This window comes from Agrobacterium sp. FDAARGOS_525, from assembly GCF_003938925.1.
In the GTDB taxonomy this organism is placed as follows: Bacteria; Pseudomonadota; Alphaproteobacteria; order Rhizobiales; family Rhizobiaceae; genus Agrobacterium; species Agrobacterium pusense.
The window spans coordinates 2363781-2387146 of sequence record NZ_RKIU01000003.1; the positions used below are offsets into that span (position 1 = coordinate 2363781).

General features: G+C 58.9%; 21 protein-coding genes and 3 tRNA genes. 22 read left to right on the forward strand and 2 right to left on the reverse strand.

The annotated features are described in order from the left end of the window. The first annotated feature begins 262 nt into the window (after window positions 1-262). Complete coding sequence (gene hupB / locus EGT36_RS12975; protein WP_003502360.1) at window positions 263-538, forward strand: DNA-binding protein HupB; 276 nt, start codon at window positions 263-265, stop codon at window positions 536-538. Between the two features lie 341 nt (window positions 539-879). Continuing rightward, window positions 880-3078: an esterase-like activity of phytase family protein gene (locus EGT36_RS12980; protein ID WP_052114176.1), complete on the forward strand. Its 2199-nt coding sequence runs from the start codon at window positions 880-882 to the stop codon at window positions 3076-3078. Between the two features lie 192 nt (window positions 3079-3270). Here the strand turns inward: EGT36_RS12980 and EGT36_RS30505 are convergent, their stop codons facing one another. Together EGT36_RS30505 and EGT36_RS12985 are read right to left on the reverse strand one after the other, a co-directional pair. Beyond that, window positions 3271-3408 carry a hypothetical protein gene (locus tag EGT36_RS30505; protein WP_006697989.1) on the reverse strand — a complete coding sequence of 46 codons (138 nt, stop codon included), beginning with the start codon at window positions 3406-3408 and terminating at the stop codon, window positions 3271-3273. A gap of 322 nt (window positions 3409-3730) precedes the next feature. Beyond that, window positions 3731-3806 (reverse strand) — tRNA-Val (locus EGT36_RS12985). 446 nt (window positions 3807-4252) lie between these two features. On the opposite strand from EGT36_RS12985, the gene EGT36_RS12990 reads away from it, so the two are divergent. The 20 genes from EGT36_RS12990 (at window position 4253) to EGT36_RS13085 (ending at window position 23284) form a co-directional block, all read left to right on the forward strand. Continuing rightward, window positions 4253-4329 (forward strand) — tRNA-Asp (locus EGT36_RS12990). Between the two features lie 41 nt (window positions 4330-4370). Further along, a tRNA-Asp gene (locus EGT36_RS12995) sits at window positions 4371-4447 on the forward strand. 435 nt (window positions 4448-4882) lie between these two features. After that, a complete protein-coding gene (locus EGT36_RS13000) occupies window positions 4883-5248 on the forward strand; it encodes an NADH-quinone oxidoreductase subunit A (protein WP_003496469.1) in 366 nt (121 codons plus the stop codon). After that, a complete protein-coding gene (locus EGT36_RS13005; RefSeq protein ID WP_003496467.1) occupies window positions 5239-5823 on the forward strand; it encodes a NuoB/complex I 20 kDa subunit family protein in 585 nt (194 codons plus the stop codon). The genes EGT36_RS13000 and EGT36_RS13005 overlap by 10 nt, the downstream gene beginning before the upstream one ends. A gap of 20 nt (window positions 5824-5843) precedes the next feature. Beyond that, window positions 5844-6446, forward strand: a complete 603-nt coding sequence (locus EGT36_RS13010) for an NADH-quinone oxidoreductase subunit C (RefSeq protein WP_125270450.1) — start codon at window positions 5844-5846, stop codon at window positions 6444-6446. Beyond that, window positions 6443-6871 (forward strand): GFA family protein, encoded by a 429-nt coding sequence (locus EGT36_RS13015; RefSeq protein WP_004441314.1) that lies wholly within the window; start codon window positions 6443-6445, stop codon window positions 6869-6871. The genes EGT36_RS13010 and EGT36_RS13015 overlap by 4 nt, the downstream gene beginning before the upstream one ends. 1 nt (window position 6872) lies before the next feature. Then, complete coding sequence (locus EGT36_RS13020; protein ID WP_037089075.1) at window positions 6873-8063, forward strand: NADH-quinone oxidoreductase subunit D; 1191 nt, start codon at window positions 6873-6875, stop codon at window positions 8061-8063. Then, window positions 8063-8323 carry a hypothetical protein gene (locus tag EGT36_RS13025; protein WP_006697991.1) on the forward strand — a complete coding sequence of 87 codons (261 nt, stop codon included), beginning with the start codon at window positions 8063-8065 and terminating at the stop codon, window positions 8321-8323. The genes EGT36_RS13020 and EGT36_RS13025 overlap by 1 nt, the downstream gene beginning before the upstream one ends. A gap of 16 nt (window positions 8324-8339) precedes the next feature. Continuing rightward, window positions 8340-9449: an NADH-quinone oxidoreductase subunit E gene (locus tag EGT36_RS13030; RefSeq protein ID WP_037089078.1), complete on the forward strand. Its 1110-nt coding sequence runs from the start codon at window positions 8340-8342 to the stop codon at window positions 9447-9449. A gap of 10 nt (window positions 9450-9459) precedes the next feature. Beyond that, window positions 9460-10764, forward strand: coding sequence for an NADH-quinone oxidoreductase subunit NuoF (gene nuoF / locus EGT36_RS13035; RefSeq protein WP_004441321.1), 1305 nt, complete (start codon window positions 9460-9462; stop codon window positions 10762-10764). 149 nt (window positions 10765-10913) lie between these two features. Further along, window positions 10914-12995: an NADH-quinone oxidoreductase subunit NuoG gene (gene nuoG, locus EGT36_RS13040; RefSeq protein WP_125270451.1), complete on the forward strand. Its 2082-nt coding sequence runs from the start codon at window positions 10914-10916 to the stop codon at window positions 12993-12995. A gap of 12 nt (window positions 12996-13007) precedes the next feature. Then, window positions 13008-14054, forward strand: coding sequence for an NADH-quinone oxidoreductase subunit NuoH (gene nuoH, locus EGT36_RS13045; RefSeq protein ID WP_004441324.1), 1047 nt, complete (start codon window positions 13008-13010; stop codon window positions 14052-14054). A 36-nt stretch (window positions 14055-14090) separates the two neighbouring features. Then, the gene (gene nuoI, locus EGT36_RS13050; protein WP_004441327.1) at window positions 14091-14582 is read left to right on the forward strand and encodes an NADH-quinone oxidoreductase subunit NuoI; all 492 of its coding nucleotides are present in this window, start codon (window positions 14091-14093) and stop codon (window positions 14580-14582) included. Between the two features lie 136 nt (window positions 14583-14718). After that, the gene (locus EGT36_RS13055) at window positions 14719-15333 is read left to right on the forward strand and encodes an NADH-quinone oxidoreductase subunit J (protein ID WP_004441329.1); all 615 of its coding nucleotides are present in this window, start codon (window positions 14719-14721) and stop codon (window positions 15331-15333) included. A 28-nt stretch (window positions 15334-15361) separates the two neighbouring features. After that, window positions 15362-15670, forward strand: coding sequence for an NADH-quinone oxidoreductase subunit NuoK (nuoK, locus tag EGT36_RS13060; protein WP_003521516.1), 309 nt, complete (start codon window positions 15362-15364; stop codon window positions 15668-15670). Window positions 15671-15677: 7 nt separating this feature from the next. Next, entirely contained in the window at window positions 15678-17675 is a 1998-nt protein-coding gene (gene nuoL / locus EGT36_RS13065) for an NADH-quinone oxidoreductase subunit L (protein WP_004441331.1), read from the forward strand. Next, window positions 17675-19186 carry an NADH-quinone oxidoreductase subunit M gene (locus EGT36_RS13070; protein WP_004441333.1) on the forward strand — a complete coding sequence of 504 codons (1512 nt, stop codon included), beginning with the start codon at window positions 17675-17677 and terminating at the stop codon, window positions 19184-19186. Before nuoL ends, EGT36_RS13070 begins: the two co-directional genes overlap by 1 nt. An 18-nt stretch (window positions 19187-19204) precedes the next feature. Then, window positions 19205-20647 (forward strand): NADH-quinone oxidoreductase subunit NuoN, encoded by a 1443-nt coding sequence (gene nuoN / locus EGT36_RS13075; RefSeq protein ID WP_125270452.1) that lies wholly within the window; start codon window positions 19205-19207, stop codon window positions 20645-20647. Between the two features lie 26 nt (window positions 20648-20673). After that, window positions 20674-21414 carry a biotin--[acetyl-CoA-carboxylase] ligase gene (locus tag EGT36_RS13080; RefSeq protein ID WP_037089081.1) on the forward strand — a complete coding sequence of 247 codons (741 nt, stop codon included), beginning with the start codon at window positions 20674-20676 and terminating at the stop codon, window positions 21412-21414. 202 nt (window positions 21415-21616) lie between these two features. Beyond that, window positions 21617-23284: a ribonuclease J gene (locus tag EGT36_RS13085; RefSeq protein WP_035207842.1), complete on the forward strand. Its 1668-nt coding sequence runs from the start codon at window positions 21617-21619 to the stop codon at window positions 23282-23284. Window positions 23285-23366: the final 82 nt, after the last annotated feature.

Consider the following 23366-nt stretch of genomic DNA (forward strand, 5'->3'; position numbering starts at 1 on the left):
ATCGGTGCTCGCGACAGGTCCTGCGTAGATTCAATGCGTTAGGCTTCACGACGAAGGTACGGCTTCAGGTCGGCGCAAGTGATGCGAAATTGGCACGATTATGGGGAAGGCCGGCAGAAATGTCGGCCTTTTTTGTGAAAAAAGCCGCAGACCCCTTGTTTTTCAGGCGATTCCAGCGCTTTTGAGTTGCTGCGCGCGGATACGAACGTATTCTGCGCCGGCTTAATTTGAGTCGTTTCAAACCATTGAAAGGGGTGGAAACATGAACAAGAACGAGCTCGTCTCTGCTGTTGCCGAAAAGGCTGGTCTCACGAAGGCAGATGCTGCTTCCGCTGTTGATGCCGTATTCGAAACCGTACAGAGCGAACTGAAGAACGGTGGCGATATCCGCCTCGCCGGCTTTGGCAGCTTCTCCGTCAGCCGTCGTGAAGCCTCCAAGGGCCGTAACCCTTCCACGGGTGCTGAAGTCGATATCCCGGCTCGCAACGTTCCGAAGTTCTCCGCAGGCAAGGGCCTGAAGGACGCCGTCAACTCGTAAGGTTTCCGGAAAGCCGTAACGCCCGCGGCGGGCGGCGGCTTTTCAGGTTCACGAGGAAGCATGTTTTGACGCGCTCACGCCATCAACCGGTCTAAGGAGCGTGCCTTTCGAAAGTTCTTTCGGGCGGCGCCGTTTATGCCGAATGGTATGGAATGAAAGTCGGGCGTGCCTGTGTATCCTCCATCCGGACACACGGCGTTTCGATATACGGAATATGCGAATAAACACGAAAGCCCGGCCTTTGCGGCCGGGCTTTTTGATTCCGGGCCATGAAGTGTCATGCCACTGTCATGTCCGTGACGCAGAAGCCTTGGGATATTTCTGAACCCGAGGGGGATAAAATGGCGTTCCGATTTTCTCAGATGGCCTTGACCGCGGCCCTGCTTACATCTGCAGCCTTTCCGGCGGCCGCAGAGCCGGTTTTTAACCGCATTGCTTCTTTCCCGGTAGCGAAGAACCTGCCCGCGGACAAGGACGCCAAGTCCGTGACCTCGGCTGAAATCATCACCGCCAGCGAAGACGGCAAGACGCTGATCTATTCGGACAGCCCGCTCGGGGGCATTGGCTTCATCGACATCACCGATGCCAAGGCTCCCAAGGCCGGCGGCGCATTGCTGCTGGAAGGTGAGCCGACCTCCGTTGCCGTGGCCGGTCTCAAGGTTCTCGCCGGCGTCAATACCTCGGAAAACCGCGCCAAGCCCTCCGGCAAGCTCGTGACTGTCGATATCGCTGCCAAGAAGATCGAGGCGAGCTGTGATCTCGGCGGTCAACCGGATTCGGTCGCAGTGTCTCCGGATAAAACCTTTGCCGCCATCGCTATCGAAAACGAACGTGATGAAGAGGTGAACGAAGGCGCTCTGCCGCAGATGCCAGCCGGTTATCTCGTCACTGTCGGCCTGAAGGACGGCATTGCCGACTGCGCGACGCTGAAGAAGATCGACGTTACCGGTCTCGCCGAGATTTCCCCTGAAGATCCGGAACCGGAATTCGTTTCGATCAATGCCAATGGCGAGATCGCGCTGACGCTGCAGGAAAACAACCATATCGTCATCATCGACGGCAAGACCGGCACGGTGAAGACGCATTTCTCTGCCGGCACCGTCAATCTGGAAGGCATCGACACCAAGACCGATGGCCAGCTGAAATTCACCGACAAGCAGGAAGGCCGCAAGCGCGAACCTGACGCCGTCAAGTGGCTGGACAATGACCGTATCGTCATCGCCAATGAAGGCGACTGGCAGGGCGGTGCACGCGGCTTCACCATTTTCGACAAGACTGGCAAGCTTCTCTATGAAGCCGGCGCTTCGCTCGAGCACGCGGTAGCGGCCATTGGCCACTATCCGGAAAAACGCTCTAAGGCCAAGGGCATCGAGCCGGAGGGTCTGGAAACGGCGACCTTCGATGGTCAAAAGTACTTCTTCGTGCTTGCCGAGCGCGCTTCCATTGCCGCTGTTTATAAGGATACCGGCGCAGAGCCGCAGCTAACGCAGCTCCTGCCTTCAGGCATTTCGCCGGAAGGCGCTGTCGCCATCCCCGCGCGCAACCTCCTCGTCACGGCCAATGAGGCTGATCTGGTGGAAGACGGCGGCGCCCGCTCGCATGTCATGATCTATGAACGCGCCGAGGGCGAGCTGGCCTATCCGCAGCTGGTATCCGCCACTGTCGATGGCGCGCCCATCGGCTGGGGCGCTCTTTCGGGTCTGGTAGGCGATGCCGAGAAGCCAGGCATCCTCTATGCCGTGTCCGACTCGGTCTATGGTAACCAGCCGTCAATCTACACCATCGACGCGACCAAGAAGCCCGCCACCATCACCAACGTGCTGCGTGTCAAGCGCGACGGCATTGCGGCGCAGAAACTCGACATCGAAGGCATCACGCTGGATGGCAAGGGAGGGTTCTGGCTGGCCTCCGAAGGCGACAGCGCCAAGCTTGTTCCGCATGCGCTCTACAACGTCAATGCCAAGGGCGAAATCAAGGCCGAAATCGCCTTGCCAAAGGAACTGCTCGCCGGCGATACCCGCTTCGGTTTCGAAGGCGTTACCATGATCGGCAAGGGCGATGACGCGACGCTGTGGATGGCCGTGCAGCGCGAATGGGGCACCGACGAGAAGGGCTTCGTCAAGCTCGTCTCCTATAATCCGAAGTCCAAGGAATGGGGCGCCGTGCGCTACCCGCTCGATAAGACTGAAGCCGGTTGGGTCGGCCTGTCCGAAATCACCGCACAGGGCGACAATGTCTATATCGTCGAGCGCGACAACCAGATCGGTGACAAGGCCAAGATCAAGAAGCTCTACCGCGTGGCGATTGCTGACCTGAAGCCGGGCAAGATCGGTGGCGAATTGCCGCTGGTCACAAAGCAGGAAGCCCATGACTTCCTGCCGGACCTCAAGGCCCAGACCAACGGCTATGTCGTCGACAAGCTGGAAGGCTTCACCTTCGACAAGGCGGGAACGGCCTATGCCGTGACAGATAATGACGGCGTCGATGATTCTTCCGGCGAGACGCTGTTCTTCAAGGTCGAGATGAAGGCGATCAACTGATTGCACACGACAGCGCCGCAACGGAAAAAGCCGGGCATAGCCCGGCTTTTTTAATGCGGTATGGATCTGAATGCCGGGCGCTTATACGATACGTCATATGCAAGCCCTCAAAAGGCATTGCCGCTTCGCATCGGTGATCGAAATTTCTCTCCGGAGGTCGTCCGGGATAATGGTGCGATTCCAGCGCCCGGATCACCGCCCCATGGAATTCTTGTTTTTGGAAATATCTGGTTTCTCCGAATCCTGCTGGACCCAGCGGAAAAAAATGTAAACAGGCAGCGCAATAAGCGCGAGTGTAACAAACGCGTCGAGTGACATGGTTTCATCCATCAGTTCCACCGCTCATCATGAAACGGCCTGAAAACAATGCCCGAAATCTCTTTAAAAATTCTAAATCTGCTTATTTTTCGGTATGTTGCGGGGTGAAACAGGGGTGGCTGCGGCTGTGCGAATCTGAAACGAAAGTCCCGGTTTGGCACGGCGCGGCAACTGGGAAATGTGATTCTACACCGCAGTAGCGCGCGACCATGGCCCCTTCCATGCCACCGAGGGCAGGGGCTGCGCATCGAAGCCAAGCATACATGGTGAAGCGCAACCGCGTACGGGTCAAACCGCAATCGGCAAGGGTTCTTTAAATCACTGTGAGAAGGAATGGTGGGCGATGAGAGACTCGAACTCCCGACATCCTCGGTGTAAACGAGGCGCTCTACCAACTGAGCTAATCGCCCTTCGCGTCTTGCGGATCATGTCCGCCGCGTCGGTGGCCGTGATGTATTCGGATCGGAAAAAAACCGCAAGGGCTTTTGTGAAGTTTTTTTGTTTTTTTTCGGGGAGGTTTTTCCCTCCGCCGAAGGGGAGGGGTAAAAAGCCGGGAACTGCGGGCTTTTTGGTAAATTCAGAAACCAATGACGTCATGACGGCCCGTAGAAATGACGTTGATAAAGCGGCTGGCTGTGGACAAGTTTTTTGTTTTCGTTGGGAAAAGCCCGCAAAACAGGGCATTTGCCGGAGCGTCGATAAAAGGCCCCAGGGTTTTTCCTGATCAAAATGAAAAAGCTTATTCTTTTGTCGTGAAACCTGCTTGACACCCCCGCACGAACGCCGTAGTTAGCCGCTCAACGAACAGCCGAGGCTGGTTCGTACGGCGGAACCAAGGTTCTGTCGGTCAGGATAAGCGGGTGTAGCTCAGTTGGTTAGAGTGCCGGCCTGTCACGCCGGAGGTCGCGGGTTCGAGCCCCGTCACTCGCGCCATCCTGTTCCTCGGAAAAAACGCAGATGAATGTCTGTGGAGCGCGGGTGTAGCTCAGTCGGTTAGAGTGCCGGCCTGTCACGCCGGAGGTCGCGGGTTCGAGCCCCGTCACTCGCGCCATTTCTCCTTCTTGAAATGTCTCCATCTGAACAATCAATGCGCGGTCTGCGCGGCTTTGTCTTCAGCGATTCCGGTCTCTGATTCCGGCCGTTTCCCGCGGGATTTTTCCTGCTTTTATTAGTCAAGTTTCGATTTCCCGATATCGTCACTTCGCCAACGTTTGGGCGTAAAAATCGTGTGACTTTTTTGCGGTTGCGTCCTTCAATCGATTATTATTGTATTTGAGGGGCTTAGGTCGGAAATGTGGCCCAAATTTGCGTCAATTCCGGCAATATTGTTGCCAATCAATGCGGCAGGTGTCTTGAAATGGTGCCTAAACTCTTGCAGAGAGGGCGCGGCTGCGCTAACCACTTTGGCGTTGCAACATATTTGTCCGCTCTTTGAGACTAAGGTCACAAAGGCAGGCCCGGCACCCGGCCGGGCAGGGAAGAGACCATGACTGAACTCCTCAGTTCCTACATTCCGATCGCAATATTCATCGGTATCGCTCTTGTCATCGGCCTGGCGCTTCTGATCGCGCCTTTCGCTGTCGCTTACAAGGCGCCGGACCCGGAAAAGCTCTCTGCTTTCGAGTGCGGTTTCAACGCCTTCGACGATGCCCGCATGAAGTTCGATATCCGCTTTTATCTGGTGTCGATTCTGTTCATCATCTTTGACCTCGAAGTCGCGTTCCTGTTCCCATGGGCGGTGTCTTTCGGTGAGATGGGCTGGTTCGGTTTCTGGTCGATGATGGTGTTCCTCCTCGTTCTCACCATCGGCTTTATCTATGAGTGGAAGAAGGGAGCGCTGGAATGGGCATGAGCCAGAACAACAGCACGCTCGTCGCGCCGCAGCCGAAGGGGATCATCGATCCCTCCACCGGCAAGCCGGTTGGTAGCAACGATGCCTACTTCACGGAAATCAACGACGAGCTGGCCGATAAGGGCTTCCTCGTCACCTCGACAGACGAACTGATCACCTGGGCCCGTACCGGCTCGCTGATGTGGATGCAGTTCGGTCTTGCCTGCTGCGCCGTCGAAGGCCTGATGCAGGCTTCCGGTCCGCGTTACGACATGGAGCGCTTCGGTGTCGCCCCGCGCGCCTCGCCGCGCCAGTCGGACGTGATGATCGTCGCCGGCACGCTGACCAACAAGATGGCTCCGGCTCTGCGTAAGGTCTATGACCAGATGCCGGAACCGCGTTACGTCATCTCCATGGGTTCCTGCGCCAATGGCGGCGGTTATTACCATTATTCCTACGCCGTCGTACGCGGCTGCGATCGCGTCGTGCCGGTGGATATCTACGTTCCGGGCTGTCCCCCCACGGCCGAAGCGCTGCTTTACGGCGTGCTTCTGCTGCAGAAAAAGATCCGGCGTACCGGTACGATCGAGCGCTAAGGGCAAAGGACGGATTTAGAATGAGCGAAGCTCTCAACGATCTTGCTGCTTACGTTAAGGAAGCGCGCGGTTCACTCGTGGTGTCGGCCGATATCGCCTATGGCGAGCTGACGCTGAACACGACACCTGAAAGCGTAATCGCGCTTCTGACTTTCCTGCGCGACGATGTGCAGTGCGGATTCGTCAATATCATCGATATCTGCGGCGTTGACTGGCCGCAGCGCGAAAAGCGTTTCGATGTCGTTTATCACCTGCTGTCGCCGCGCCAGAATCTGCGCGTCCGCGTCAAGCTGCAGGTGGAGGAGGACGAGGGGGTTCCTTCTGCGACCTCCGTCTACATGGGTGCGGAGTGGTTCGAGCGTGAAGCCTGGGACATGTATGGTATTCCGTTTGAGGGCCATGCGGACCTTCGCCGCATCCTCACCGATTACGGTTTCGAAGGCCACCCGCTGCGCAAGGATTTCCCGGTTACCGGGTTTGTTGAAGCGCGTTACGATGACGTTCTGAAGCGCGTGCTTTATGAGCCGGTCGAGCTGAAGCAGGAATTCCGTAACTTCGACTTCCTTTCCCCTTGGGAAGGGACCGATTACGTTCTTCCTGGCGACGAAAAGGCCAAGCAATGAGCCAGGTCTCCGCGACAGAGCATGGGCAATGTCTTTGCGGCGCCGTCGGCCTTGAGGCCGTCATCGGCGCCCGCGAATTCGGCGTTTGCCATTGCTCCATGTGCCGCCGCTGGTCCGGCGGCGCGTTTCTGGCTGTCGAATGCGCTGATATCTCCGTCGAAAACGAAGAGAGCCTCGGCGTCTATTCCTCGTCGGAGTGGGGCGAGCGCTGCTTCTGCAAGAATTGCGGCAGCACGCTGATGTGGCGTTCCAAGGATGGCAAGCATTTTGCCGTGTCGCTGCAGGCTTTTGACAACCCTTCCAGTTTCAGGTTCGCGTCGCAGATTTTCACGGATGAAAAGCCTTCGAGCTATTCCTTCGCTGAGATCACGCAGAACATGACCGGCCCCGAATTCATCGCCATGATCACCTCGGCGGAGCACTAGAATGACTGAGCATAACGTCCGCAACTTCACGATCAACTTCGGTCCGGAACATCCCTCCGCGCACGGCGTGCTGCGTCTGGTTCTGGAACTGGACGGCGAAATCGTCGAGCGCGTTGATCCGCATATCGGTCTTCTGCATCGCGGAACCGAAAAGCTGATCGAGACGAAGACCTATCTGCAGGCCGTTCCTTACTTCGATCGTCTCGACTACGTCGCGCCGATGAACCAGGAGCACGCTTTCGCGCTCGCCGTCGAAAAGCTGCTCGGCCTCGAGATCCCGATGCGCGGCCAGCTGATCCGCGTTCTCTATTCGGAAATCGGCCGCATCCTCTCGCACATCATGAACGTGACCACGCAGGCCATGGACGTGGGCGCGATGACGCCGCCGGTCTGGGGCTTCGAAGAGCGCGAAAAGCTGATGGTGTTTTATGAGCGCGCCTGTGGCGCGCGCATGCACTCGGCCTATTTCCGCCCGGGCGGCGTCCACCAGGACCTGCCGCCGGAACTGGTCGACGATATCGGCAGGTGGTGCGATCCCTTCATCACCGTCCTCGACAATATCGAGGGCCTCCTGACGGATAACCGCATCTATAAGCAGCGTAACGTCGATATCGGCGTCGTCTCGCTGGAAGATGCCTTTGCCTGGGGCTTTACGGGCGTGATGGTTCGTGGTTCCGGCGCTGCCTGGGATTTGCGTCGTTCGCAGCCTTATGAGTGCTATTCCGATCTGGAATTCGACATCCCTGTTGGCAAGAACGGCGACTGCTATGATCGTTACCTGATCCGCATGCAGGAAATGCGCGAATCCGTGAAGATCATGAAGCAGTGCGTCGAGCTTTTGTCCGGCAAGCACCGCATCGGCCCGGTCTCCTCGCTGGATGGCAAGGTGGTTCCGCCCAAGCGCGGTGAGATGAAGCGTTCGATGGAAGCGCTGATCCACCACTTCAAGCTCTACACCGAAGGTTACCACGTTCCGGCTGGCGAAGTTTACGCCGCCGTCGAAGCGCCAAAGGGCGAGTTCGGCGTCTATGTGGTTGCCGATGGTTCCAACAAGCCTTACCGCTGCAAGATCCGCGCTCCGGGCTATGCCCATCTGCAGGCGATGGATTTTCTGTGCAAGGGCCATCAGCTTGCCGACGTTACAGCCGTGCTCGGCTCTCTCGACATCGTGTTCGGGGAGGTCGACCGCTGATGCGTCTGCCGCTGGCCATACCGGCTTTTCTCGCAGCGATGACGGCACCCGTTCTTGCCCAGACGGCAACGGACGAGGGTGCTGTAGCGCTGTCGAGCGGCGGCTCTTCGACCATCAAGCAGCTTCTGTCGTCGGGATACGAGATCAAGGCCTCGGTTCCCAATGGCAGCAAGTTCATTGTGTTCATGCAAAAAGACAAGGCGGCTTATGCCTGCGAATTCGTCACGGTGGCGAGATCGCGGTGTGAGACGTTAAACTGAAAAGGCGTGAGGAAGTATGTCCGTTCGTCGACTAGCCGAAGATCAGTTCCAGCCCGTGGCTTTTGCCTTCAACGCGGAAAACACCGCATGGGCTGAAAAGACGATCAAAAAATACCCCGAGGGACGCCAGCAATCAGCGGTCATCCCGCTGCTCATGCGTGCGCAGGAGCAGGATGGCTGGGTTACCCGCGCCGCCATCGAAAAAGTCGCAGACATGCTGGACATGGCCTATATCCGTGTTCTTGAAGTTGCGACCTTCTATACGCAGTTCCAGCTGAAGCCGGTCGGCACGCGTGCCCACGTTCAGGTCTGCGGCACCACGCCCTGCATGCTGCGCGGCTCCGAAGCGCTGATGGATGTCTGCCGCAAGAAGATCCATCACGATCCGCTGCACACCAATGAGAGCGGCACGCTTTCCTGGGAAGAGGTGGAATGTCAGGGCGCCTGCGTCAACGCGCCGATGGTCATCATCTTCAAGGATGCCTATGAAGACCTGACGCCCGAGCGTCTGGAAGAGATCATCGATGCTTTCGAGGCAGGCAAGGGCGACACCGTCAAGACCGGCCCCCAGATCGACCGTCACCAGTCCGTCCCCGTTGGCGGCCTGACGACCCTGACGGAAGAGATCAAGCCTGACCGTTCCAATCTCGACAAGCCGGCTGAAGTGCCAGCGGATGCCGCACAGGTTCCCCCGTCCAACGCCGCCAAGCCGAAGACGGATGCGCCGGAAACCGATCCGAAGCTGAAGACGCCGGCCAACGAGCCCAAGGCTGCTGCTGAAAACGCAAAGGCTGGCGAAAAGGAATCGGTCGGCAAGGAAGCGGCAGCATCAAAGCCGTCGCTGGATTCCGCGGATCGTCCGGCAGGCATCGAAAAGCCAGCTGCCCCTGATGACCTGAAGCTCATTTCCGGCGTCGGCCCCAAGATTGAGGGTACGCTGAACGAGCTCGGCATCTTCACCTATGCGCAGATCGCCGGCTGGAAGCAGGCCGAATGCGACTGGGTCGATGGATATCTGAATTTCAAGGGCCGTATCAGCCGTGATGACTGGGTCAAGCAGGCCGAGGCGCTCGCCAAGGGTGGCGAAGCCGAGTATATCAGGGTCTTCGGCAAGAAGCCGCGGTAAGAGGTGAAGCATGTTAAAAGATCAGGATCGCATCTTTACCAATCTCTACGGCCTCAAGGACAAGTCCCTGAAAGGCGTGCTGGCGCGCGGCCACTGGGACGGCACCAAGCAGATCATCGAAAAGGGCCGTGACTGGATCATCAACGAGATGAAGGCTTCGGGCCTTCGCGGTCGCGGCGGCGCTGGCTTCCCGACGGGTCTCAAGTGGTCCTTCATGCCGAAGGAAAATGACGGCCGTCCTCATTATCTCGTCGTTAACGCCGATGAATCCGAGCCCGGCACCTGCAAGGACCGCGAAATCCTGCGCAACGATCCGCATACGCTGATCGAAGGCTGCGTGATCGCCGGTTTCGCCATGGGCGCGCACACCGCTTACATCTATGTTCGCGGCGAATATATGCGCGAACGTGAGGCTCTTCAGGCGGCCATCGACGAATGTTACGATGCCGGTCTGCTCGGCGGTAACAACAAGAATGGCTGGGATTTCGACATCTACGTGCATCACGGCGCGGGCGCTTACATCTGCGGCGAAGAGACGGCACTGCTCGAAAGCCTTGAAGGCAAAAAGGGCCAGCCGCGTCTGAAGCCGCCGTTCCCGGCCAATATGGGTCTTTACGGCTGCCCGACGACCGTCAACAACGTTGAATCGATCGCGGTTGCCCCGACCATTCTGCGCCGCGGCGCTGCCTGGTTCTCGTCCATCGGCCGTCCCAACAACGTTGGCACCAAGTTGTTCATGGTCTCCGGCCATGTCGAGCGTCCCTGCACTTTCGAAGACGCGCTCGGCCTGTCCTTCCGCGAACTGATCGAACACCATTGCGGTGGCATTCGCGGCGGCTGGGACAATCTGCTCGGCGTCATCCCCGGCGGCGCATCGTGCCCCATCGTTCGCGGTGAGGACATGAAGGACGCCATCATGGATTTCGACGGCATGCGCGAAGTGAAATCCTCCTTCGGCACAGGCGGCATGATCGTCATGGACAAGTCCACCGACGTCATCAAGGCGATTGCCCGCATCGCTGCCTTCTTCAAGCATGAAAGCTGCGGCCAGTGCACGCCATGCCGTGAAGGCACGGGCTGGATGTGGCGCGTGCTGGAGCGCATGGTTAAGGGCAATGCGCAGAAGCGCGAAATCGACATGCTGTTTGAAGTGACGAAGCAGATCGAAGGCCACACCATCTGTGCGCTCGGCGACGCCGCAGCATGGCCGGTACAGGCGCTGATCCGCAATTTCCGTCCGGAAATCGAAAAGCGCATCGACCAATATACCTACAGGGCCATGGATGATGGCGCTGTTCTGGAAGCCGCTGAATAAGCGTTGAGGCTTCGAGCGTAGCCGGAATTTCCGGCCTCGCGACACCATGAAGCGCCTGGCAGATGATTAAGAGTGCCGGTCGTGATTAAGGATTTGTTGCGGACCGTGTGAGACATGGGACGAACAGGCAACAGGACGTAAGTAGAACCATGTCAAAGCTCAAGGTTGACGGTAAAGAGATCGAGGTTCCGGATCATTTCACGCTGTTGCAGGCGTGCGAGGAGGCTGGCGCCGAAGTTCCGCGCTTTTGTTTTCATGAGCGCTTGTCGGTCGCGGGTAACTGCCGCATGTGTCTCATCGAGGTAAAGGGCGGACCGCCGAAGCCGGCCGCTTCCTGCGCCATGGGCGTGCGCGACGTTCGCGGCGGCCCGAACGGCGAATTGCCTGAGGTTTTCACCAACACGCCGATGGTCAAGAAGGCCCGCGAAGGCGTGATGGAATTCCTGCTCATCAACCATCCGCTGGATTGCCCGATCTGCGACCAGGGCGGCGAATGCGACCTGCAGGACCAGGCCATGGCCTTCGGTATCGCCGGTTCGCGTTATGCGGAAAACAAGCGCGCGGTTGAAGACAAATATATCGGACCGCTCGTCAAGACGGTCATGAACCGCTGCATTCACTGCACGCGCTGCGTCCGTTTCACCACGGAAGTGGCTGGCATTGCCGAACTCGGCCTCATCGGCCGTGGCGAAGATGCCGAAATCACCACCTATCTCGAGCAGGCGATGACCTCGGAGCTGCAGGGTAACGTCGTTGACCTTTGCCCCGTCGGCGCGCTCACCTCCAAGCCTTTCGCCTTCACGGCCCGTCCGTGGGAACTGAACAAGACCGAAACCATCGACGTGATGGATGCGCTCGGTTCGGCCATCCGCATCGATACCCGCGGCCGCGAAGTCATGCGTGTCATGCCGCGTGTCAACGAGGCCATTAACGAAGAGTGGATTTCCGACAAGAGCCGCTTCATCTGGGATGGCCTGAAGACTCAGCGCCTCGACCGGCCTTACGTCCGCAAGGATGGGCGCCTGCAGCCCGCAACCTGGGGCGAAGCCTTCGGTGCGATCAAGCAGGCTGTGGCTGCGACCTCAGGCAACAAGATCGGCGCGATTGCCGGCGATCTGTCGTCCGTCGAAGAAATGTTCGCGCTGAAGTCGCTTCTCGCTTCGCTCGGCTCGGCCAATGTTGATTGCCGCCAGGATGGCGCAGCGCTTGACCCGTCGCTCGGCCGCGCCAGCTACCTGTTCAATTCCACCATCGAAGGTATCGAACAGGCGGACGCCCTGCTGATCGTTGGCTCCAACCCGCGTTACGAAGCAGCTGTCCTCAACGCCCGCATCCGCAAGCGCTGGCGTCGCGGCGGTTTCCCGATCGGTGTGATCGGTGAAGCCGGTGAGCTGCGTTACAATTACGAATATCTCGGCTCGGGCGCTGAAACACTGTCCGATCTCGCCAATGGTTCGCACAGCTTCGTTGACAAGCTGAAGTCCGCCAAGAATCCGCTGATCATCATCGGTCAGGGCGCATTGTCCCGTGCTGATGGCGCTGCCGTTCTTGCCGCCGCTGCCAAGCTCGCGACCTCCGTCGGCGCTGTCACCGAAGAGTGGAATGGCTTCTCGGTCCTGCACACTGCCGCTGCCCGCGTTGGTGGTCTCGATATCGGCTTCGTGCCGGGGGAGGGCGGTGTTGCTGCAGCAGACATGGTCGCCTCGATGGATGTTCTCTTCCTGCTCGGCGCCGATGAACTCGACCTGTCGAATAAGGGCGCGAAGTTCACCGTCTATATCGGCAGCCATGGCGATCAGGGTGCAATGAACGCCGACGTCATCCTTCCGGGTGCGGCCTATACCGAGAAGTCCGGTATCTGGGTCAACACCGAAGGCCGCGTCCAGCTTGGCAACCGTGCCGGTTTCGCACCGGGCGAGGCCCGCGAAGACTGGGCAATCCTGCGTGCGCTGTCCGACGTCCTCGGCAAGAAGCTGCCGTTCGATTCGCTGTCCGCCCTGCGCGGCCAGCTCTACGTCGCTCATCCGCATCTGGCGGAAACCGACGAGATCGTTGCCGGCAAGGCTTCGGATATCGAGGCTCTGGCTGCTAAAACCGGCTCGCTCGTGAAGTCGGCGTTTGCTTCGCCGGTAAAAGACTTTTATTTGACGAACCCGATTGCGCGCGCCTCTGCCGTCATGGCCGAGTGCTCCGCATTGGCCCGCAACAATTTCCAGGCTGCGGCAGAGTAAGGGTAGGGGATTATGGAATCGTTTTTCTGGAGCTACGTCTGGCCCGCGCTGATCATGGTCGGCCAGTCCCTGCTGCTTCTCGTTTGCCTTCTGGTGGCCATCGCCTTCCTGCTGCTTGCAGACCGCAAGGTCTGGGCGGCCGTACAGCTGCGCCGTGGTCCGAACGTCGTTGGTCCCTTCGGTCTTTTCCAGTCCTTCGCTGACCTCTTGAAGTTCATCCTGAAGGAGCCCGTCATTCCGGCCGGCGCCAACAAGGCGGTCTTCCTGCTGGCGCCGCTGGTTGCCGTGACGCTGGCGCTCGCCACCTATGCCGTCATTCCCTTCAATGAAGGCTGGGTCGTCGCCAATATCAATGTCGGCATTCTCTACATCTTCGCGATCTCGTCGCTTGAAGTGTACGGCATCATTATGGGCGGCTGGGCTTCGAACTCGAAATATCCGTTCCTCGGCGCGCTGCGTTCGGCGGCACAGATGGTGTCCTACGAAGTCTCGATCGGTCTCGTCATCGTTACCGTTCTGCTTTGCGTTGGTTCGCTGAACCTCACGGATATCGTTCTGGCGCAGCGTACCGGCCTCGGCACCATGCTCGGCCTGCCGGCATCGTTCCTTGACTGGCACTGGCTGTCGCTGTTCCCGATGTTCATCGTGTTCTTCATTTCGGGTCTCGCCGAAACCAACCGTCCGCCCTTCGACCTTCCGGAAGCGGAATCGGAACTGGTTGCCGGTCACATGGTGGAATATGGCTCCACGCCGTACATGATGTTCATGCTCGGTGAATATGCTGCGATCGTTCTGATCTGCTGCCTGACGACCATCCTGTTCCTTGGCGGCTGGCTGCCGATCGTCGATGTATGGTTCCTGAACTGGGTGCCGGGCATCGTCTGGTTCGCCATCAAGGGCTGCATGGTCTTCTTCATGTTCGCTCTGGTGAAGGCCTTCGTTCCTCGTTACCGCTATGACCAGCTCATGCGCCTTGGCTGGAAAGTGTTCCTGCCGCTGTCGCTCGCCATGGTCGTTATTGTTGCATTCGTATTGAAGCTGACGGGGTGGGCCGGTTGATGTCTGAACTCCTCGCTCAAAGATCTGGAGACTGAGATGGCAAGCCTCTCCCAAGCCGTCAACTCGCTGTTCCTCAAGGAATTCGTCGGCGCGATCTTCCTGACCATGCGTCACTTCTTCAAGCAGAAGGCGACGATCAACTATCCTTTCGAGAAGGGTCCGGTCTCGCCCCGCTTCCGTGGTGAACATGCTCTGCGCCGCTACCCGAACGGTGAAGAACGCTGCATCGCCTGCAAGCTGTGTGAAGCGATCTGTCCTGCTCAGGCGATCACCATCGAAGCCGGCCCGCGTCGCAACGACGGCACCCGCCGCACGGTGCGTTACGATATCGACATGGTGAAGTGCATCTATTGCGGCTTCTGCCAGGAAGCCTGCCCGGTGGACGCCATCGTTGAAGGCCCGAACTTCGAATTCGCGACGGAAACCCGCGAAGAGCTTTATTTCGACAAGCAGAAGCTTCTCGACAATGGCGACCGCTGGGAGCGTGAAATCGCGCGCAACCTCGCACTGGATGCACCTTACCGTTAAGGTGCAACCGTCTTTCCGGGGAGCAACCCCGGAGAGCGATGAAAAGTAAAATGCCTGCGCGGTTTTCGCCGGCGGGGACGAAACGGGCGAGGGGGCTTCCGGCCATTTCTCCCGATGAGGACAAGAAGGCACCAAAATGGGTCTGCACGCTGTATTCTTTTATATATTCGCTTTCGTCGCCGTGGCGTCTGCGTTCATGGTCATCGCATCGAAGAACCCTGTTCATTCGGTGCTGTTTCTGATCCTGACCTTCTTCAACGCAGCTGCGCTGTTCCTGCTGACGGGAGCCGAATTCCTCGGCATGATCCTGCTGGTGGTTTATGTCGGCGCCGTGGCGGTGCTCTTCCTCTTCGTCGTCATGATGCTGGATGTGGATTTCGCCGAGCTTCGCTCCGGCGTGCTGCAATATGCGCCTGTTGGCGCACTGATCGGCGTCATTCTTGCGGCTGAGCTGATCGTCGTCGTGGGCGGCAGCGTGCTCAACCCGCAGGCGGCCAAGTCCATCACCATGCCGATCCCGCCGGTTGCCGAACGCACCAATACGGCCGCGCTCGGTGACGTGCTCTATACCAATTACGTCTACTTCTTCCAGCTCGCCGGCCTCGTGCTGCTTGTGGCCATGATCGGCGCCATCGTGCTGACGCTGCGTCATCGCACCGACATCAAGCGGCAGGACATTGCCACGCAGGTCGGCCGTGACCCCAAGACCGCGGTTACCACGGTCAAGGTCAAGCCGGGCCAGGGCATCTGAGGCGCGAACGGATCCAAGGAAACAGAATATGGAAATCGGTCTTTCCCACTACCTGACGGTCAGCGCGATCCTCTTTACGATCGGCGTCTTCGGCATCTTCCTCAACCGGAAGAACGTCATCGTCATCCTGATGTCGATCGAACTCATTTTGCTCGCGGTCAACATCAACATGGTGGCCTTCTCGGCATTCCTGAACGATATCGTCGGCCAGGTCTTCGCCCTGTTCATTCTGACCGTTGCAGCCGCTGAAGCGGCGATCGGTCTTGCAATACTCGTTGTCTTCTACCGCAACCGCGGATCGATCGCCGTGGAAGACGTCAATATGATGAAGGGCTGATAAAGCTATGATCTACAAGGCTATCGTCTTTCTTCCACTGATCGGCTTCCTGATTGCGGGCCTCTTCGGCCGCTCCATCGGCGCCAAGGCATCGGAATATGTCACCACCGGTCTGATGATCGTGGTTGCCATCCTGTCCTGGATCGTGTTCTTCAATGTCGCACTCGCCCATGGCGAGCCGGGCGAGGTGATCAAGGTCACCGTGCTGCGCTGGATCCAGTCGGGCGGTATCGACGTCGAATGGGCGTTCCGCATCGACACGCTGACGGCCGTCATGTTCGTCGTGGTCAACACCGTCTCGACGCTGGTGCACCTCTATTCGATCGGATACATGCACCACGATCCGCATCGTCCGCGCTTCTTCGCCTATCTCTCGCTTTTCACCTTCGCAATGCTGATGCTGGTGACTTCCGACAACCTGCTGCAGATGTTCTTCGGCTGGGAAGGCGTGGGTCTGGCGTCCTATCTGCTGATCGGCTTCTGGTTCAAGAAGCCGTCCGCTTCTGCCGCTGCGATGAAGGCCTTCATCGTCAACCGCGTCGGGGACTTCGGCTTCATCCTCGGCATCTCCGGCGTCTTCGTGCTGTTCGGCTCGATCAACTTCGAAACCATCTTTGCTGCCGCCGGCACTTATCTGCCGGCTGAGGGCGCTGCCTCGACCGAAACCGTCATCAACCTGTTCGGCATGCAGCTGGACAAGGCCAATGCGATGACGGGCGTCTGCCTGCTGCTCTTCATGGGCGCCATGGGTAAGTCGGCGCAGTTCCTGCTGCACACCTGGCTGCCGGACGCGATGGAAGGCCCAACCCCGGTTTCGGCGCTCATTCATGCCGCAACCATGGTTACTGCCGGTGTCTTCCTCGTCGCCCGCATGTCGCCGCTGTTTGAACTCTCGCATGATGCCTTGACCGTCGTGACGCTGATCGGCGCGATCACCGCCTTCTTCGCGGCGACCGTCGGTCTGGTGCAGAACGACATCAAGCGCGTTATCGCCTATTCGACCTGCTCGCAGCTGGGTTACATGTTCGTGGCGCTCGGCGTCGGTGCTTACGGTGCTGCCGTGTTCCACCTCTTCACGCACGCCTTCTTCAAGGCCCTGCTGTTCTTGTGCGCCGGCTCTGTTATCCATGCCGTCGATGGCGAGCAGGACATGCGTTACATGGGCGGTCTGCGCAAGCATATCCCCATCACCTTCTGGACCATGACTGTCGGCACGCTGGCGCTGACCGGCGTTGGTATCCCGGGAACGATGATCGGTTTTGCCGGCTTCTTTTCGAAGGACGTCATCATCGAATCCGCTTATGCCTCGCATTCGGTTCTGTCTGGTTTCGCCTTCACGCTGCTGGTCATCGCCGCGCTGTTCACCAGCTTCTATTCCTGGCGTCTGGCCTTCATGACCTTCTTCGGCAAGCCGCGTGCGTCTGCCGACGTCATGCACCATGTGCATGAATCGCCGATGGTCATGCTGATCCCGCTCTTCATCCTCACCGTTGGCGCGATCTTCGCCGGTGTTGCCTTCGAAGGTTACTTCTTCGGCCACGAATATGCCGAATTCTGGAAGGGCGCTCTCTTTACGCTCCCGGAAAACGAAATCCTTGAAGAGTTCCACCACGTTCCGCTGTGGGTGAAATGGAGCCCGTTCTTTGCCATGGCCCTTGGTTTCGTGACCGCCTGGTACATGTACATCAAGTCGCCGGAGACGCCGAAGCGTCTGGCCGAGACCCATCGTGGCCTCTACCAGTTCCTTCTCAACAAGTGGTATTTCGACGAACTCTATGACTTCCTCTTCGTTCGTTCCGCAAAGGCGCTCGGCCGCTTCCTGTGGAAGAAGGGCGACGTCGCCGTCATCGACCACTATGGACCCAACGGCATTGCAGCGCGTGTGGTTGACGTGACCAACCGCATGGTCCGCCTGCAATCCGGTTACCTCTATCATTATGCCTTTGCGATGCTGATCGGCATCGCGGCGCTTGTCACCTGGATGATGCTCGGGAGTGCCCTCTGATGACCGATTGGCCCATTCTTTCAACGGTCACCTTTCTGCCGCTCGTCGGCGTGGTGCTCCTGCTTCTGACGAATGAGAACGGCCCCTATGGTCGCCGCAACATTCTCAATGTCTCGCTGCTGACGACCGTTTTCACTTTCATCGTGTCGCTGTTCATCTGGATCGGTTTCGACAATTCGAACCCCGGCTTCCAGATGGTCGAGAAGCATGAATGGTTCGGCAACATCGCCGCCTATCATCTCGGCGTCGATGGCATCTCCATGCTCTTCGTTATCCTCACCACTTTCCTCATGCCTTTCTGCGTGCTGGCAAGCTGGGATTCGGTCGAGAAGCGCATCAAGGAATACATGATCGCCTTCCTGCTGCTGGAAGTTGTCATGATCGGCGTCTTCGTGGCGCTGGATACCGTTCTCTTCTACGTCTTCTTCGAAGCGACGCTGATCCCGATGTTCATCATCATCGGCGTGTGGGGCGGCAAGGATCGCGTTTACGCCTCCTACAAGTTCTTCCTCTACACGCTGCTCGGCTCGGTCCTGACCATGCTCGCGATCATGGCCATGTACTGGCAGGCCGGCACGACCGATATGACGGAACTGCTGAAGTACGGCTTCCCGGCCGGCATGCAGACCTGGCTGTGGCTCGCCTGTTTTGCCGCCTTCTCGGTCAAGATGCCGATGTGGCCGGTGCACACCTGGCTGCCGGATGCCCACGTTCAGGCCCCGACCGCAGGTTCGGTCATTCTGGCTGGCGTCATGCTGAAGCTCGGCGGTTACGGTTTCATCCGCTTCTCGCTGTCGATGTTCCCGCTGGCGTCGGACTATTTCGCACCTTTCGTCTTTACGCTGTCGGTTCTCGCCATCATCTACACCTCGCTGGTGGCGATGATGCAGGACGACATCAAGAAGCTGATTGCCTACTCATCTGTTGCCCACATGGGTTACGTGACCATGGGTATCTTCGCCGCCAACGTTCAGGGCGTGCAGGGCGCGATCTTCCAGATGCTGTCGCACGGTATCGTCTCGGGCGCGCTCTTCCTCTGCGTCGGCGTTGTTTATGACCGTCTGCATACCCGCGAAATCGCGGCCTATGGCGGTCTCGTCAACAACATGCCGAAATATGCGGTCGCCTTCATGATCTTCACCATGGCCAATGTAGGTCTGCCCGGCACATCAGGCTTCATCGGTGAATTCCTGACGCTGGTCGGTGTCTTCCGCGCCAACACGCTGGTTGCGCTGTTTGCCGCCACCGGTGTCATTCTCTCGGCCGCTTATGCGCTGTGGCTTTATCGCCGCGTGATCTTCGGTGCGCTGGAGAAGGAAAGCCTGAAGAGCCTGCTCGATCTCTCGACCCGCGAAAAGGTCATCCTTTATCCGCTGGTTGTGCTGACCATCTTCTTCGGCGTCTATCCGGCTCCGGTGTTCGATGCGACAGCCGCATCGGTCGATCTTCTGGTAAACAACTATACGGCTGCATTGCAGGCGGCGCAAAATGTTGCGCTCACTATGAATTGACGACAGGACCCGTTGGACATGACCGCTGAAATCCTTTTTGCCAGTCTGCACATTGCGACGCCCGAGCTGATCCTCGCGATCGGCGCGCTGGCGCTGCTCATGATTGGCGTCTTCTCGGGCGACAAGTCGACAACGACGGTCACCGGCCTTGCCGTTGCCCTCCTGCTCGTCGTCGGTCTCTGGATCATCTTTGCCCCGGCATCGGGCGTGGCTTTCGGCGGTGTCTACATCGCCGATGCCTTCGGTAATTTCATGAAGGTGCTGGCGCTGATCGGCTCCATCACCGCCATGATCCTGGCCGTTGGCCAGGGCCGCTTCGAACCGATCGGCCGTTTCGAATATCCGGTGCTGCTGGTTCTCGCGACGCTCGGCATCCTGCTGATGATCTCGGCCAATAACCTGATCTCGCTCTACATGGCGCTGGAACTGCAGTCGCTGGCGCTTTATGTCGTCTGCGCCATCAACCGCGAGAGCCTGCGTTCCACGGAAGCGGGCCTGAAATACTTCGTTCTCGGTGCGCTCTCTTCCGGCATGCTGCTTTACGGCATGTCGCTGGTCTACGGCTTCACCGGCAATACCGGCTTCACGGAAATCGCCCAGGTTCTGGCCTCCGAAACCCGTTCGCTCGGTCTCGTTTTCGGTCTGGTCTTCGTGCTGGCCGGTCTGGCATTCAAGATTTCCGCCGTTCCGTTCCACATGTGGACGCCGGACGTTTATGAAGGCGCGCCGACCCCGGTTACGGCCTTCCTCTCGGCCGCACCGAAGATCGGCGCGATGGCGATCCTCGTCCGCATCGTCATCGAGGCCTTCCAGCCGGTCTTTGCCGACTGGCAGCAGATCGTCGTCTTCATCTCCATCGCGTCCATGCTGCTCGGTTCCTTCGCCGCAATCGGCCAGAAGAACATCAAGCGCCTGATGGCCTATTCCTCCATCGGTCACATGGGTTATGCGCTGGTCGGCCTTGCTGCTGGCACGCAGGCTGGTGTTGCTGGCGTTATCCTTTATATGGCCATCTACATGGTCATGACGCTTGGCACCTTCGCCTGCATCCTCGCCATGCGCCGCAAGGAAATCGGCAATGTCGAGAATGTCGAAGATCTCGCCGGTCTTTCGTCTTCCAATCCCTTCATGGCGGTTGTGCTGACGATCCTGATGTTCTCGCTTGCCGGCATTCCGCCGCTCGCCGGCTTCTTCGGCAAGTACTACGTGTTCCTGGCCGCCATCGAAGCGAAGCTTTATCCGCTCGCCATTATCGGTGTGATCGGCTCGGTTGTCGGCGCCTATTATTACATTCGCGTCGTCAAGGTCATGTGGTTTGATGAAGCCAAGGACAAGTTCGAGCGTCCGTCGGGCGAACTCAAAGTGGTTTATGCGCTTTCGGCCTTCTTCACCGTCGCCTTCATCGTCTTCGGCGGTGCACTTGGCAACGCGGTCACTGCTGCGGCGAAGACCTTCTTTTGAGCAGTACACGAAGGAATACGGGCCGGATGTCCATCGACGATATCAGGCACGAGGCGATGGCGGAAACGCCATCGACCAATCTGGAATGTTTCGCGCGGGCGCGGGCGGGCGATGGCGGCAACCTGTGGGTTACCGCCGTCCGCCAGACCGGCGGCCGGGGCCGCCGTGGGCGACCCTGGGTGTCAGAGCCCGGCAATCTCTACGCTTCCCTTCTTCTGATCGATCCTGCGCCGATGGAGCGCATCGGCTCCCTGCCGCTCGCTTTTGCGCTCGCGGTCTATCGCGCCATTCGCGCGGTTTTGCCGCCGGGCGGTGAGGCGCTTGAAATCAAATGGCCAAATGACGTGCTGATCGGCCGCCGCAAGACCTGCGGCATTCTGATGGAAGCCGAGCTTTTGCCTGACGGCCGGCGCGCCATCGTCATCGGCATTGGTATCAATATCGCCCATAAACCTGATAATCCGCTTTATCCCGTTACGATGCTGTCGGAACATGGTGCGTCTTGCTCGCCCGAGGAACTGTTTGCCCATCTCTTCCGTGAAACGGCCGAGGTTCTGCGCGAATGGGATGAGGGCAGGGGCGTATCCGCCATCATCGCCAGCTGGCGGGCAGCGGCCTGCGGCATTGGCGAACATATCACCGTCAATTTTCCGGATCGTTCGATCGGCGGGCGTTTTGTCGGAATTGATGATAATGGTTATCTGCTGCTGGATGAGGACGAGGGCGCAAGACGCTCCATTGCCGCTGGCGATGTGTTTTTCGGATGAGGTGCACGGTGCGGGTAAAAAACCCGCGCCGAACCGGATCCCATAGGTCGGAGCTTTCCTGCAGCTCATGAAATGCAGGGTGACAAACCGGCTCCGCATCGGCCCGGTCGATCAGATGGTTCAACAGGTCCGATGCTGATAGCAGCGGCATGGCGCGGCGTGATGCCGTCCTGCGCGCTTTTTTGAATGGATAAGAAAAACAATGGCTCAACAGGACGAACTGGTTTTTGTGCCGCTTGGCGGCGTGGGTGAAATCGGCATGAATCTGGCGCTTTACGGCTACGGGCCGGCGAGCAAGCGCCAGTGGATCATGGTGGATTGCGGCGTGACCTTTGCCGGTCTCGATCTGCCTGGTGTCGATCTCGTGCTGCCCGATATCAGCTATATCGAGGCGCAGAAAAAGAACCTCAAGGGCATCATCATCACCCACGCGCATGAGGACCACTATGGTGCGCTGAACGATCTCTGGCCCGGCCTCAACGTGCCGGTCTATGCGTCTGCCTTCACCGCCGGCATGCTGGAGGCGAAGCGCGCTTATGAGGGCAGCCGCGCGGAAATTCCGATCACGCCGTTCAAGGCGGGTGACCGCATCAATGTTGGCCCCTTCGAAATCGAAGCGGTTGGCGTCAATCACTCCATTCCCGAACCGATGTCGCTGGTCATCCGCACACCGCTCGGTAATGTCATCCATACCGGTGACTGGAAGATCGATGAGGCGCCTTCACTTGGGCCGTTGACGGATGAAGCCCGCTTCCGCGCCATCGGTGAAGAGGGCGTGCTGGCGCTGATGTGCGACAGCACGAACTCCGTGCGTGATGGTGTATCGCCTTCCGAGCATGAGGTTTCGGAAGGTCTGCGCCAGATCATCGAAAATGCCGAAGGCCGCGTGGCCGTTACCACCTTCTCCTCCAATGTCGGGCGTATCCGCTCGATCGCGCAGGCGGCTGAGGCTGCCGGTCGTGAAGTGCTGCTGCTCGGCTCGTCGCTGAAGCGTGTCGTCAACGTGTCGCAGGACCTCGGCATTATGGAAGGCATCAAGCCGTTCCTCGCTGAAGATGAATTCGGTTATATTCCGCGTGATCGTGTGGTGCTGATCCTGACGGGTTCGCAGGGGGAACCGCGCGCAGCACTCGCCAAGCTTTCCCGCGATGAGATGCGCAATGTGGCGCTCGCCTCGGGCGATACGGTCGTCTTTTCGTCGCGCGCCATCCCAGGCAACGAAAAGGCGATCATCGATATCAAGAACGGCCTGATCGAACAGGGCGTCCACATCGTCACCGACAATGAGGCGCTCGTTCACGTCTCCGGCCATCCGCGCCGTAACGAGCTTCTGAAGATGTATGAATGGACGAAGCCGCAGATCGTCGTGCCTGTGCACGGCGAGGCGGCGCATCTGGTGGCGCAGAAGGAACTGGCCGAACAGGCCGGCATTTCGCAGGTGCCGAAGGTGCGCAACGGCAACGTTCTGCGCCTTGCACCCGGCCCGGCGGAAGTAATCGATGACGTGCCGCATGGCCGCGTCTTCAAGGACGGCAATCTCGTCGGTGACATGGACGAGATGGGCATCAGCAATCGCCGCAAGCTCTCCTTCGCCGGCCACGTCGCCGTCAATGTTGTGCTGGACAGCCGTTACGACTTCCTCGGCGATCCCGATGTCGTGCCTTTCGGCCTGCCGGAATTCGATGATGAGGATGAGGCGATGGAGGACACGCTTTATGACGCCGTGCTCGGCGCCGTCGAGAGCATTCCGCGCGCCCGCCGCAAGGATCTGGAACTGCTGCGTGAAGCCGTGCGCCGCGCCGTACGCGCCGCCGCCAACCAGAGCTGGGGCAAGAAGCCGATCGTGACGGTTTTTGTAACCAAGGTCTGAGCCGGCCGTCCGGCCGATTGGCCGGCCCCCTGTCTCTTCCTCTCTGATTTCTGAGCCGCGCCGCAAAGCGCGGCTCTTCTCT